Annotated in this window: 12 protein-coding genes and 1 tRNA gene; 4 read left to right on the forward strand and 9 right to left on the reverse strand. The window is 63.5% G+C overall.

Annotated elements, in window-relative coordinates; genetic code table 11:
* Positions 1–5: 5 nt before the first annotated feature.
* The 4 genes from ACFRJ9_RS10690 (at position 6) to ACFRJ9_RS10705 (ending at position 3,723) form a co-directional block, all read left to right on the forward strand.
* Complete coding sequence (locus ACFRJ9_RS10690; RefSeq protein WP_377667333.1) at positions 6–974, forward strand: branched-chain amino acid ABC transporter permease; 969 nt, start codon at positions 6–8, stop codon at positions 972–974.
* The gene (locus tag ACFRJ9_RS10695; RefSeq protein WP_377667335.1) at positions 971–1,972 is read left to right on the forward strand and encodes an ABC transporter ATP-binding protein; all 1,002 of its coding nucleotides are present in this window, start codon (positions 971–973) and stop codon (positions 1,970–1,972) included. Before ACFRJ9_RS10690 ends, ACFRJ9_RS10695 begins: the two co-directional genes overlap by 4 nt.
* Positions 1,969–2,739 (forward strand): ABC transporter ATP-binding protein, encoded by a 771-nt coding sequence (locus ACFRJ9_RS10700; RefSeq protein WP_377667337.1) that lies wholly within the window; start codon positions 1,969–1,971, stop codon positions 2,737–2,739. The genes ACFRJ9_RS10695 and ACFRJ9_RS10700 overlap by 4 nt, the downstream gene beginning before the upstream one ends.
* A gap of 126 nt (positions 2,740–2,865) precedes the next feature.
* Positions 2,866–3,723 carry a phosphotransferase gene (locus ACFRJ9_RS10705; RefSeq protein WP_377667340.1) on the forward strand — a complete coding sequence of 286 codons (858 nt, stop codon included), beginning with the start codon at positions 2,866–2,868 and terminating at the stop codon, positions 3,721–3,723.
* Between the two features lie 81 nt (positions 3,724–3,804).
* On the opposite strand, the gene ACFRJ9_RS10710 is transcribed toward ACFRJ9_RS10705, so the two are convergent.
* The 9 genes from ACFRJ9_RS10710 to eno all read right to left on the reverse strand — a co-directional run bounded on the left by ACFRJ9_RS10710 (position 3,805) and on the right by eno (position 13,330).
* Complete coding sequence (locus ACFRJ9_RS10710; protein ID WP_377667343.1) at positions 3,805–5,160, reverse strand: ABC transporter substrate-binding protein; 1,356 nt, start codon at positions 5,158–5,160, stop codon at positions 3,805–3,807.
* Positions 5,161–5,382: 222 nt separating this feature from the next.
* Positions 5,383–5,456, reverse strand: a tRNA-Leu gene (locus tag ACFRJ9_RS10715).
* Positions 5,457–5,477: 21 nt separating this feature from the next.
* On the reverse strand, positions 5,478–6,398 hold the full coding sequence (locus tag ACFRJ9_RS10720) for an N-acetyltransferase (protein ID WP_377667345.1): 921 nt from the start codon (positions 6,396–6,398) through the stop codon (positions 5,478–5,480).
* A gap of 88 nt (positions 6,399–6,486) precedes the next feature.
* On the reverse strand, positions 6,487–7,941 hold the full coding sequence (locus ACFRJ9_RS10725; RefSeq protein ID WP_377667347.1) for an NAD(P)/FAD-dependent oxidoreductase: 1,455 nt from the start codon (positions 7,939–7,941) through the stop codon (positions 6,487–6,489).
* Between the two features lie 38 nt (positions 7,942–7,979).
* Positions 7,980–9,359: a S8 family serine peptidase gene (locus tag ACFRJ9_RS10730; protein ID WP_377667350.1), complete on the reverse strand. Its 1,380-nt coding sequence runs from the start codon at positions 9,357–9,359 to the stop codon at positions 7,980–7,982.
* Entirely contained in the window at positions 9,356–10,312 is a 957-nt protein-coding gene (locus ACFRJ9_RS10735) for an exopolyphosphatase (protein WP_377667353.1), read from the reverse strand. Before ACFRJ9_RS10735 ends, ACFRJ9_RS10730 begins: the two co-directional genes overlap by 4 nt.
* Positions 10,309–10,995, reverse strand: a complete 687-nt coding sequence (locus ACFRJ9_RS10740) for a DUF501 domain-containing protein (RefSeq protein WP_377667355.1) — start codon at positions 10,993–10,995, stop codon at positions 10,309–10,311. Before ACFRJ9_RS10740 ends, ACFRJ9_RS10735 begins: the two co-directional genes overlap by 4 nt.
* A 68-nt stretch (positions 10,996–11,063) precedes the next feature.
* On the reverse strand, positions 11,064–11,864 hold the full coding sequence (locus ACFRJ9_RS10745) for a septum formation initiator family protein (RefSeq protein ID WP_377667358.1): 801 nt from the start codon (positions 11,862–11,864) through the stop codon (positions 11,064–11,066).
* 185 nt (positions 11,865–12,049) lie between these two features.
* Positions 12,050–13,330 carry a phosphopyruvate hydratase gene (gene eno, locus ACFRJ9_RS10750; protein ID WP_377667360.1) on the reverse strand — a complete coding sequence of 427 codons (1,281 nt, stop codon included), beginning with the start codon at positions 13,328–13,330 and terminating at the stop codon, positions 12,050–12,052.
* Positions 13,331–13,403: the final 73 nt, after the last annotated feature.

Consider the following 13,403-nt stretch of genomic DNA (forward strand, 5'->3'; position numbering starts at 1 on the left):
GGGCCATGGACTTCGGATTTATTCTCTCCAGCGCCCTCGGCGAAATGTTCAGTCCGACGACGGCGGCCTACGCACTTGCCGCTTTGGGCCTCGCGGTCCACTTCGGCTACTCAGGCCTGTTGAACTTCGGCCAGGCTGGATTCATGGCGGTTGGAGCCTACGGCTTCGCCATCTCGACACTGACCTTCAAGGCCCCCTTCTTCATCGCCTTGGTCATTGCGATCCTGTGCTCGGTGATCTTCGCGTTCATCCTGGGTATCCCGACGCTGCGGCTTCGGGCAGACTACCTGGCTATCGTCACCATCGCCGCGGCGGAGATCGTCCGCTACGTGGTCACCACCAACCAGCTCACCTCAATCACCGGCTCAGCCAACGGCCTCGCCGCCTTTGAGGGCAGCTTCTTCTCCATGAATCCCTTCCCTGAAGGGTCGTATATGGGCATGAACAACCGCGACTTCTTCATACGCGTCGTGGGCTGGGGACTGGTGATTGTCTGCTGCCTGCTGGTCTGGCTGCTGATGCGCAGCCCTTGGGGCCGTGTGCTGAAGGGTATTCGCGAAGACGAAAATGCCGTCAGGTCGCTGGGCAAGAACGTGTACTCCTACAAGATGCAGGCACTGATCATCGGCGGCGTACTTGGCGCTTTGGCGGGCATGATTTTCACTCTCCCCCGGGGCGCTGTCCAGCCCTCCAACTACGGAACGGAACTGACGTTCTTCCTGTGGACCTGCCTCCTGCTTGGCGGCATGGCCACTGTTCTGGGGCCGGTCATCGGAGCAATGATCTTCTGGGTTGTGCTCTCCCTGACGCAGAGCCTGCTCTACGGCCTCATCGAGTCAGGCGCCATCACGTGGCTGACCACCGTCCAAGCCGGCCAGCTGCGTTACATCCTTGTGGGCGTCGCGCTGATGCTGCTGATGATCTTCCGCCCGCAAGGCGTCTTCGGCAATAAGAAGGAGCTTGCTTTCGCATGAGTGAGACCAACGAACCAAACACAGCCAACGCTGAGAACATCGACTACATGACGGACTCGCGGCCCATTGCGGTGGGGGAAAACACTCCCGGCTGCAAAAAGCGCGACCCCATTGTGGTGGCAGAGGACGTCACACGGTCCTTCGGCGGCATCAACGCAGTGGATGTCGAGTACCTTGAAATCCCCCGCCATAAGATCACCGCGTTGATCGGCCCCAATGGGGCCGGCAAAACCACCCTGTTCAACCTGCTCACAGGCTTCGACACCCCCAACACGGGCAAGTGGCAGTTCGAAGGCAACAGCCTGGCCGGCGTTTCCTCCTACAAAGTGGCGCGTATGGGCATGGTCCGCACCTTTCAGCTGACCAAGGTGATGGGCAAGCTGACCGTCATGGAGAACATGCGCCTTGGGGCAGCCAACCAACCCGGCGAGAGTCTCTCCAAGGCCCTGTTCAAGGGCATGTGGGGTGGCCGCGAAAAAGAGATCACGGCGCAGGCGCATGTGCTCTTGGAAAAGTTCAAGCTCGATGCCAAGAAGGATGACTACGCCGCATCCCTCTCGGGCGGCCAGCGCAAGCTCCTGGAAATGGCCCGTTCGCTGATGGTGCGACCCAAGCTGGTAATGCTCGACGAGCCCATGGCCGGCGTCAACCCCGCCCTGACGCAATCGCTGCTGGACCACATCAAGAACCTCAAGGCCGAGGGCATGACGGTTCTCTTCGTGGAGCACGACATGAACATGGTGCGCCACATCGCCGACTGGGTGGTGGTCATGGCAGAAGGAAAGGTCGTGGCCGAAGGCCCTCCCGGTGAAGTCATGAAGAACCCGGCCGTCATCGACGCCTACTTGGGCGCCCACCACGACGTCGACCTCGGCGACGCAGAAGGCATCAAGGAACTAGAGGCAGAACTGGAGGCCGACGAAGAGTCGGTTGTGGGCACCGAAGACGCAGGCATCCTGTCCGACATTGAAGAAGTCAAGAAGGAGGGCGAGAAATGAGCGCCACCAGCGCAATGCCCGCATCGGCGGACACTCCCTCGGATGATTCGGTCGTCAAGGTCACCAATCTCGTAGCCGGGTACCTCCCCGGAGTCAACATCCTCAACGGCTGCAGCATCGAAGCCAGGAAGGGTGAGCTGATCGGAATCATTGGCCCCAATGGCGCCGGCAAGTCCACCCTGCTGAAAGCGATGTTCGGACTGGTGAAAGTCCACTCCGGCACAGTAGTGGTCCGTGGACAGGACCTGACTGGCTTGAAGGCCAACAAACTGGTCACCCAGGGCGTTGGCTTCGTCCCGCAGACCAACAATGTGTTTGCCACGCTGACCATTGAGGAGAACCTGCAGATGGGCCTCTTCCAGCGGCCCAAGGTGTTCGCCGAGCGCTTCGATTTTGTCACCAGCCTCTTCCCTGAGCTGGCCAAGCGGCGTGCCCAGCGCGCGGGCTCCCTCTCAGGTGGTGAACGGCAGATGGTGGCCATGGGACGGGCGCTGATGATGGACCCGGCCGTGCTGCTCCTTGATGAGCCTTCGGCAGGCCTCTCCCCCGTCAAGCAGGACGAGACCTTCCTCCGGGTCCACGAGATCAACCGGGCCGGTGTCTCCGTCATCATGGTGGAACAGAACGCCCGCCGCTGCCTTCAGATCTGCGATCGCGGCTATGTCCTGGATCAGGGCAAGGACGCGTACACCGGCACCGGCCGTGAGCTGATGAAAGACCCCAAGGTCATCCAGCTGTATCTGGGAACCTTGGCAGACGAGGTCTAGGCAACCAGCCGCCTACACCACGGAGAACCCCGGGACAGTATCCCGGGGTTCTCCGTGGTTAACCCGCCATTGGGAACGGTTCCACGCCTGGTCCCGCCAGGCGCGCGGGGATGTCATGCTGGACTGATGACCCCGGCGATCACCCAAAAGCAGACCGGCCTCTTGACGTCCTGGCTGGGTCCCTTCACCGTAGTCCACGACCATTCCTGGCCTTTGCAGGACACCACAGTCCTGCAGCTGTCCACCCGGGACGACGCCCAATACATTGTCAAAGCCAGCCTCACCAGCCACCACATACGCCGGGAGATCGCCGCCTATTCACGGGGGCTGCCCGGGCTTGAGGGCAGGGTGCCCGTCCTCAAGCATGCTTCAGCGGAAGCCGGACTCCTGGTCACCGCGTACCTGCCCGGATCCCCGGTTGCGGGAACACCGGCTGAGTCAGAACCCGAGACGTATCGTCAGGCGGGTGCGTTGCTCGCCGCGCTCCACAGCCCCGTAGCCGTGTCCAGCGACTATCCTGCGGCCCTGGCACGGAAAACCCGGGCGTGGATACAACGGGCACAGGGACTGCTGCCTGAGGACCAACTAGCCCGCCTCAGTGAAGGCGTCACGGACCACCACCTCGGTCCCGTGCAGCTGGTGACCACCCATGGTGACTACCAGCCTAGAAATTGGCTGCGGGACGGCGAAGAGGTCAGGATCATCGACTTCGGACGTGCCGAATTACGCCCCTGGGTCCACGACCTGGTGAGGCTCAGTCATCAGCAACTCCTGGCCGCTCCACGCTTGCAGGCTGCGTTCTTCGAGGGTTTGGGCAGGACTGTCTCCCAGGGCCCGGAGGGCGAGCTGTGGAGGCTGGAGAACATCAACCAGGCCGTCGGAACCGTTGTCTGGGCCCACCAGACGGGAGACTCCGTATTCGAGCAGCAGGGCGTCCGGATGGTTGAGCGGGTCCTCACCGGCTTTGAACCGTATCGCAACTAGCAGCTTCGCACGCACAGCAGAACAGGTCCCCTTCCGAGAGGAAGGGGACCTGTTGGTTACTGCGGCCTGCAGGTGTTCGGCTTAGAGCTTGCCGAACTCCTCGCGGACCGGCTTGTAGGTGTTGTCATCCTGGTATTCGTAGATACCGATGTACGCCTCTGTGGGGTCACCAGCGTCGGAGAACGTTACCGGACCGGACTGGCCGTCGTAGTCGATGTCCTTGCCCTCGCGGAGCAGCGTGACGCAGGCTGCGAAGCTCGTGCACTTCTCGCCGCCTTCGGAAACTTCCTTCAGCTTGGCTGCGATGTCCGTGCCCTTGGTGCTCTTCGCTGCCTCGGAGGCCAGCGAGATCAGGTTCACGGCATCGTAGGATTCACCTGCGTAGCTGTAGTCCTTCAGGGCCGGGTCGATAGCCAGGAGCTTCTTCTTGAAGTCATCCTTGGCGAACGTACCGGGAATGGTTCCCTGTGCGCCCTTCAAGGTGCCTGCCTGGAAGTCCTTGCTGTAGTCCGAGGTGTTGCCGTCAACCATGAACAGCTGCGTGGGCTTGACGCCCTTGCCGGTGATCAGGGGGACGATGCTCTTGGCCTGGTCGAAGGTGATCAGTGCGATGGCGTCAGGCTTGGCAGCGAGAACCTTGTCAACCTGGCTGCTGAACTGCGAGTCGCCTTCGTTGAAGAGTTCTTCAGCAACGACCTTGCCGCCGGCGGCCTCAAAGGCCTCCTTGACGTTCTTCTGCAGACCCGTGCCGTAAGCGTCGTTCAGGACGATCATGCCGACGGTCTGGGCACCACAGGTGGCCATGTAGTTGCCGAGGACCTTACCCTGCAGGACATCGGACGGCGCGGTCCGCCAGTAAAGGCCCTTATCGTCCCACGTGGTGAAGTCAGGCGAGGTGTTTGCCGGCGAGAACTGGATAACGCCGGCGCCGGTGATCTGGTTGATAACCGTCTTGGAAACACCGGACGAGGCTGCGCCAATCACCGCGCTGACACCCTGACCCAGCAGAGCTGTGGTGGACTGCGTAGCGATGTCAGTCTTGGTGTCACCGGAATCGCGGTGGACCACGGAGACAGGGGCACCCAAAACGCCGCCGGCGTCGTTGACTTCCTTGATGCCAAGGTTGACACCGGCAATTTCGGGCGGGCCGAGGAACGCCAGCGACCCCGTTGTCGGCAGGAGCGAACCAAGCTTAAGCGGCGTGGCTGTGGTGGTGGTCGAGGGAGGTACAGGTCCCGCGTTGGTGGCAGCCTGGCTGTTACCGGCTCCCGCCCCGGCGCTCGGTGCCGGGCAGGAGATGCCTGCTGCGGCGGCGGATGAAGACCCAGTCTGGGTTGGAGTCGATGACCCACCACAAGCTGTGGCCAAGAGAGCGACCCCAATGCCAAGCGCTGTTAGCTTGGCGGCTCGGGGCGCCGCTGGGGAAAGATCAAACATGCGTTGTCTCCTCGATCGAAAGGTGCGAACTGCCTTTGATGCGATTTACTCAGGTGTTCCTGATTACGACTCAAACTAGTGCAATTGATCCACGAAAATAAGTGATTCAGGTCACATCCCTATAACACTCGTTGCCTGTGGGGAATCTCCGAGCTTGCTGGGAAAAGTCGCTGAACGATAAAGGTGATGGGCAGAAGAGAGACAGGACTCTCCCTGCCGAAGTGCCCCAGGTGGGACTCGAACCCACAACACGCGGATTTTAAGTCCGCTGCCTCTGCCAATTGGGCTACTGGGGCGCCCGGACCATGGTATCCCAGCTACAGCGTGTTGAATGGCTCCGCGTAGCGGAAGGTACCGTGGACGTCGTCGGGCCATCCCGGCAAGGCCAACAGCTGGAAGTGGTCGCCCCACGCCGCCTCAGGCGGCTCTACGCCCAACGACGTGGCTGGTACATAGCCGAAGCGCGGGTAATACACGGGGCTGCCGAGCAGGGCGATGCCGGGCTCACCGGCGGCCACGGCCCGGGCCGCCGTCTCACGCATCAGGGCCGAACCAACCCCGCGCCGCTGAAATGGCGGAAGCACGCCGATGGGACCTAACGCAATGAGATCCAGGTCCCCTACCCGTCCCCTGGTGCTGATGGCGTGACCCACGATTTCCCCACCGATCTCGGCAACGATGCTGAAATCCGGGATGTACTCGCGGCAATCAAATAGCTCCCGGAGCAGCCTGACCTCTATTGGCGTGCCCTCGACGGGCTCGCCCGTCACCGGTGAGACGGAGAAGGCACGTGCCGTCAGTTCCAGGATTGCGGGCCGGTCCTCCGGCCGCTCGGAACGCAGAACCACGCCGCGGGCCAGGAGCCGGAGCACCTCCAGGGCGCGATCGGCATCGGAGGAGGGAACCAGGAGGTGGTCATGATGGAATCCTGCCAGCACGTTGCAGCTGATTCCCGCGTGCGTCAGGGCGGCGCTGACTGCGGCGGTCAGCCCCACGGCCTCGAGGGCCGAGTGGACCTGCAGCGTGATCCACGCCGCCACAAAGTCGTAGCCGAGGCCCAGCTTGTCGGCCTCATCCCTGTGAAGGACAACCGTAAGGCCTTCAGCTTCTCGGACAGCCGCCTCAATGGCACCTTCCAGCGGACGGCCGTGCGGCCAGAGGGCGTAGACATAGTCGCCGTCTCGGACCACGGGGTGCAGGGATTCCAGGAGCGTCTTCAGATCGGTTTCACCGGACATGGAAACAGTCTAGGGGCGGCACCGGCGCAACTGCTTAAACACCGACGGCGGCCACTCCGCTGAGGGAGCAGCCGCCGTCGGGCGTGTATTACTTGGCGTCAGCAGCCACCGGAGTCTTGGCTTCTTCAACAACAGGCTTGGCCTCTGCAGGTGCCGGGGCAGCAGCAGGCTTGGGGGCCGGCGTCGCCGCGGCCACGAAGGCACCGCGCGGGTTGTCGAGGTCAATCAGCTGCGTGGTGTCGCGGCCTGCGAAGAAGGCCAGGATCCAGCCGAAGACAACGCGGAACTTGCGCTCGAACGTGGGCATTGCCATGCCGTGGTAACCACGGTGGGCAAGCCAGGCGAGTCCGCCCTTAAGGCCGATGCGGCCCAGAAGGTTGATGTTCGCAACACCCTTCCACTCGCCGAAGCCGGCAACAGCACCAAGGTTCTTGTGCTTGTAGTCGTGCAGCGGCTTGTCCCAGCGGGAAGCCCACAGGTTCTTTGCAAGCTTCTTGGCCTGGCGCAGTGCGTGCTGGGCGTTCGGTACGCAAGTACCGTCCGGCAGGCCCTTGCCTGTGAGGTCCGGAACAGCGGCGATGTCGCCGGCTGCCCAGGCGTTCTCGATGATGCCTTCATCGCCGGCGATGCGCAGGTCCGGGAGGACGCGGACACGGCCGCGGGGTTCCAGCGGGAAGTCGGTGGAGCGGATCATCGGGTTGGCCTGCACACCGGCAGCCCACACCAGGGTGTCTGCTTCGACTTCCTGTGCCGGAGTCTTGTCCGGGAGGTTGATCAGCTTGAGGTTGCCCTCGGCGCTGTCCAGGGAGGTGTTGAGGAGAACTTCGATGCCGCGGCTGCGGAGGTGCTCCACAACCCATTCGGCCTGGGAAGCGGTGACCTCGGGCATGATGCGGCCCATGGCTTCAACCAGAATGAAGCGGACTTCTTCCTGGTTGATGCGCGGGTTGTTGCGGACCGCAGCGCGGGCCAGGTCTTCCATTTCGGTGAGGCACTCGATGCCGGCAAAACCGCCACCGACAACCACGAAGGTGAGGGCCTTGGCACGCTCGGCCGGGTCCGTCATGGTGGAGGCAGCTTCGATACGCTCGAGCACCTTATTGCGCAATGCAACGGCTTCCTCGATGGTCTTCAGGCCAATGCCCTTGTCCGCGAGGCCCTTGATGGGGAAGGTGCGCGTGATGGCACCGGCCGCAATGACGACGTCGAAGTACGGGATTTCGAAGTTTTCGCCACCATCGGACGGTGCGATGACCGCAGTCCGGTTGGCGTGGTCGATGCTGGTGACGCGGCCCTGGATGAGCTCAGTCTGCTTGAGGTGCTGACGGTGGGAGACGACGGCGTGGCGTGCCTCGATGTTGCCACCAGCAACTTCCGGGAGGAAGGGCTGGTAAGTCATGTAGGGCAGTGGATCCACGACGGTGACGATGCCACCGGCATTCGCGATCTTCTTCTGCAATTTGAGGGCTACGTAGAGGCCGACGTAGCCGCCGCCGACGACGAGAACCCGGGGACGGTCAATGAGCTCTGGGGTGGTTGCCATGAAACCAGAGTACAGCACTTTGTGAAAATCTTCACTAACTACTTCTTGGCGGGTGGATCCACCGTTTCCAACACGCCTGTTTCGGCCTCTTCGGGCGTCGCAGGAGGGTTCCGGTAAACCCTTCGCAACTGGATCGCCGCGCCGGCCACAATGGCCGCGAAAAGGCCCCCGAAACCCAGTACGACGGCGGCCGGAAGGGCATCGTCCATGGTGGCCGGCGTCTTGGCTGCCGGAACGGTGGGATCGGCGAGGGTAGGGGCTGCGCTGGTCGGGCTCGCGACCGGGGCCTCGGACGGGGTGCTGAAGTCCCCCCGACGATGGACCCGGATCCAGTCCGCGATGGATCCCAGCGGGTTGGACGCGGCGGCAGGCACATCATCCTTCAGCGCGGCTTCGGCATTGAGGATGCCATAACCGTAAAGGGGGTCCTTGCCAGGGGCGCCAGCGTCCTTGGCCGTGGTGACAATCCTGTTGATGACCTGGTTGGCGCTCATCTCCGGCCACTTGGAACGAATGAGAGCCGCCACGCCGGAGACGATAGGTGCCGCGCCGGACGTTCCCGCCCATTCCGCGTACCCGCCACCAGGCAGGCCGCCCACCAGTTTCTCTGCAGGGGCTGCCACTCCGATGCTGATGCCCTGGGAAGAAGAGTCAACGCTGGCGCGTCCTTCGCCATCGAGGCCCGCGACGGTGAGGACTCCGGGAATGGTGGCCGGGGCGCCAACTTGGATGTTGCCACCTACGCGGTTGCCCGCTGCGGCAACGATCACCACGTCCTTCTGCTCGGCGTACAGGAACGCCGCGTCCCAGCTCTGGGGCCAATCGGGCGAGGTACTGCCGAGGGAAATGTTGATGACTTTGGCACCGTTGTCCACGGCCCAGCGCACGGCATCGGGAATTTGTTCCTGGTCCGTCTTGCCGGCGGGGTTGGGCGAGCCAAGCCACGTCGAAACCGCCAGGATCTCGGCTTCAGGTGCTACGCCAGTGATGCCGTCCGGTCCCCCGGCCGGAGGAACGGTGGGGCTCGTTGACGGCGACGCCGACGGCGATGCCGTGGGCGTCGTGTGACCGCGACCGGCGAGCATGGTGGCCACCAGGGTGCCGTGCTCGGTCTTGGCGCCGATGCTCTTTTGTCCGTTGGGAGCCCCCGCGCCGGAAACGTCCGTTCCGCCCACCACGGCGCCCTTGAGGTCAGGATGGTTTCCGTCAATGCCGCTGTCGATGATGGCGACCTTGACGCCGGCTCCCTTGGAAACCTGCCAGGCATTGGTAATCCCGGATTCCTTGAGCCAATATTCCTTGTCCCGCCAGGCGTCGGCGCTGGCAGCCGGAGCCGTCAACAGCACACCGGCCAGCGCCCCGCCAGCCAGGGTGGTGGCCAGCGCGGCAGAAACGGTGCGGCGGAATCGCAAGGTCATTCGCCAGCCCGGATGCTCAGAGCGATGCCGTCCAGGATGTCGTGTTCGCTGGAGACCGCTGTGCGGATGTTCCCGTTGCTCACACTGGCCAAGCGGGTCAGAATACGGCGCCACACCAAGGCGCCGGCTCCAATGACGTCAACGCGGCCCGGATGCATGTAAGGAAGTGCTGCGCGTTCGTCGCGGGTCATTTCCAGCAAGTTGGTAGCAGCGTCGCTGATGGTTTCGAGGTCCAGGGAAGCTCCATGGATCCGGCCAGGCTGGTACTCGCTCAAGCCAAGTGCGTGGGCAGTGATGGTGGTGATGGAGCCCGCCACGCCAACCACGGCAGTGGCGCGGCCAAGCGGCACCGTCAAAGCTGCAAGATCAAGCGCGGCATCGACGTCGGCCTCTGCTGCTGCGATTTCCGCAGCGTTGGGCGGATCGCTGCGGAGGTGACGTTCGGTCAGCCGCACACAGCCAATGTCCACGGAACGGGCGGCAATGACACCGCTGGAATCACCCAGGACAAATTCGGTACTGCCGCCGCCAAGATCCACCACCAGGATGGCGTCCTCCCCCGTAGCCGGCAGGACGCTGCTGGCACCGGCGAAGGAGAGAGCGGCCTCCTCATCACCGGAGATGACCTCGGGCTCCACGCCCAGGAGATCCCTGATGCCGTCCACGAAGACCTGGCGGTTGCGGGCATCACGTGTTGCAGACGTCGCGGCGAAGCGGATCCGCTCGGCGCCGTGTTCCTTGATAAGCGTTGCGTACTCGCGCGTGGCAGCGAAGGTCCGTTCCAGGGCTTCCGGGGCAAGCTCGCCCGTGGCATCCACGCCTTGCCCCAGGCGCACCACGCGCATTTCACGCACGACGTCGGCCAAGGGACCGGGAGCTCCGTTCGCGGCAGCGTCTGCGATCAGGAGGCGGATGGAGTTGGTCCCGCAGTCAATGGCTGCGACGCGGCTCATGCTGTGCCTTCCTCTGGCGGTGCAGCGTGGTCCGCCTTAGCCTTCCGTACCGGGGCGGGCCGCCCCACGATGTCCGGCAATCCCTGCGGACCATGCCGGCTCAGGTCCCGCGACGGTGCCTCGCCAGCGGTATCCCACGCGCCGTCGCAGTAGCACCGGTCCTTCGTCCACCACTCAGTGATGGACTCCAGGGCCTCATCACCCAGCGGATTCACGCCTGGACCAGCTGCCAGCGAGTGGCCCACCAGGACATGGAGGCACTTGACGCGGGTGGGCATCCCGCCGGCGGAGATGCCGGCAATTTCAGGCACGGCCCCCGTGCCGGATCGACCGGCGATTTCATTACGTGCCTGCAGGTAGGCCTCGTGGGCGCCGTGATAGGCGCCGGCCAGTTCCTGGTCGGCGGTCAGTCGCTCGTTCATCTCATTCATGAGTCCACCGGCCTCCAACCGCGACACTGCGGAAGTGATGACGGGGTGGGTCAGGTAAAACGTCGTGGGAAACGGTGTTCCGTTGCTCAGCCGCGGCGCGGTGGCAGCAACCAGCGGGTTGCCGCACACACAGCGTGCAGGGATCTCCACGACGTCCCGCACGGGCCGGCCGAGCTGGCGGCTGAGGACCTCGAGATCGTGAGCTGATGGCTGGCGGGATTCCTGCGGCACGGCTGCCGTGTTCTCTTCCACTTGCGCTGCCAACCTTCCTGCCCTTGTTGTCGTGTCCCATGCGGACACGACGGCGGCGGGCACCGCGTCTAGTCTGTTGCCGATCGTCTGATTGACTCCCAGAGAGCATCCACCCAGGGCAGATTTGCCGGGTTTGCGGATGATCCTGAACCGGTGCGGCCACCCGGTGTGCCGGCGGTTTCGTCCCCGCCAAACACCCAGTAGCCCGTTTCACCCGGCATAACCATGTTAATGCGGTCTCGGGCCTGCTGTTTCACATAGTTGGGATCCTGCCACCGGGAGAGCTGCTTGTTGAGCTCCGTTTGCTCGGCTTTCCTGCTGGCAATCTCGGCCTCCAGGGCGGAAATCTCAGCGCGCTTCTCCAAAAAGATCTTGACCGTGGGGGCCAGCATGATGGTGATGGCAATCATGACCACAGCCAGCGCAAGCATTCGTCCTGAGAACGCTTTGGCTGGAACGGGGTCGAGGTCCCGGGCATCCTTGGCGGGGGCGCCGGCCTTATCAGCTGCTGGATTCTTGCCGCGGGCAGGGCTTTTCGCCGTGCCGGGTGCTTTCCCGTTGGCCGAACGTGACGCAGTGGACTGGGTGGACCCAGCAGACGGGGCTTTGGTACCGGACGCGGGGGTTTTGGTACCGGACGCGGGGGTTTTGGTACCGGACGCGGGCGCCCTGGTGCCGGTTGCCGGCGTCGACGATCCTCCGGCCGTGCGCGTACCGCCAAACTCCGCCTTGATGACCTCGGCGTCGCCGGAGCCTGAGCCGTTGGATCCTGCAGCGGAGGAGCGCGGGGCCGCGCCGGACGGCCGGCCTGCGCTGTTTGGCCTACCAAGGGCGTCGGCCCTGGGAACCTTTGGACGACGGGTGGCCATGACACTCCTGTAATGCCCGGTGCTTGCCTGGCGGGTTGCTGCGCTTGCTTGTGTGACGGACTGGAACCAGCACAGTGCCTGCCCTGAATCCTCGCTGCGCCCGCGGTTCCGCAGGCAAGCGTTAAACAGAACCGGTGGCTATGGTCTTTCCACCATAGCCACCGGTTACCGGATTTCGCGGAATGCTAGCCCTTGAAACGCGGGAACGCGCTGCGGCCGGCGTAGCGTGCGGCGTCGTCGAGTTCTTCTTCGATACGCAGCAGCTGGTTGTACTTGGCAACGCGCTCGGAGCGGGCCGGGGCACCGGTCTTGATCTGGCCCGCGTTGGTGGCAACGGCGATGTCAGCAATGGTGGTGTCCTCGGTTTCGCCGGAGCGGTGCGAGGTGATGGTGGTGTAGCCGGAGCGCTGGGCCAGGGAAACGGCATCCAGAGTCTCGGTCAGGGAACCGATCTGGTTGACCTTGACCAGCAGGGAGTTTGCCGTGGCGGCGTCGATGCCCTGCTGCAGGCGGACCGGGTTGGTGACGAAGAGGTCGTCGCCAACCAGCTGGACCTTGTCACCGATGGTGTCGGTGAGGGTCTTCCAGCCTTCCCAGTCGTTCTCGTCCAGCGGGTCTTCGATGGAGACCAGCGGGTAGTCGGCAACGAGCTCGGCGTAGTAGGCGCTCATCTCTGCGGCAGAAAGCGCCTTGCCTTCGAACTGGTAAGCACCTTCCTTGTAGAACTCGGAAGAGGCAACATCCAAGGCCAGGGCGATATCCGTGCCCGGGGTGTAGCCGGCGTTCTTGATGGCTTCCTGGATCAAGTCCAGGGCAGCACGGTTGGACGGCAGGTTGGGGGCGAAGCCACCCTCGTCGCCAAGGCCCGTGGAGAGGCCCTTTTCCTGGAGGACGGCCTTGAGGTTGTGGTAAACCTCGACGCCCCAGCGCAGGCCCTCGGAGAAGGTCTCGGCACCGATCGGGACGATCATGAATTCCTGGATGTCCACATCGGAGTCTGCGTGCGAGCCACCGTTGAGGATGTTCATCAGCGGAACCGGCAGAACGTGGGCGTTCGGGCCACCCAGGTACTTGTACAGCGGCAGGTCGGAGGAAGCTGCGGCAGCGTTGGCAACGGCCAGGGAAACACCCAGGATGGCGTTGGCGCCGAGCTTGCTCTTGTTCGGGGTACCGTCGAGATCGATCATGGCCTGGTCGATGCTGCGCTGGTCAGTGGCGTCGAAGCCGATCAGGGCCGGGGAGATCTCGTCGATGACGGCGTCAACGGCCTTCTGGACACCCTTGCCGAGGTAACGGCCCTTGTCGCCGTCGCGAAGCTCAACGGCCTCGTGCTCGCCGGTGGAGGCACCGGAGGGAACTGCTGCGCGGCCGATCTGGCCGTCGGAGAGCAGGACCTCAACTTCTACGGTCGGGTTTCCGCGGGAATCAAGGATCTCGCGTGCGTGGATGGCATCGATAAGCGCCATGGATGTGCTCCTTATGGGCGAATTACAGGAATGTGGAGGGAAATTCTCAACGTCCTCGTCGCTACTAGCGTAG

Source organism: Paenarthrobacter sp. NPDC056912, from assembly GCF_042786555.1.
Classification (GTDB): Bacteria; Actinomycetota; Actinomycetes; order Actinomycetales; family Micrococcaceae; genus Arthrobacter.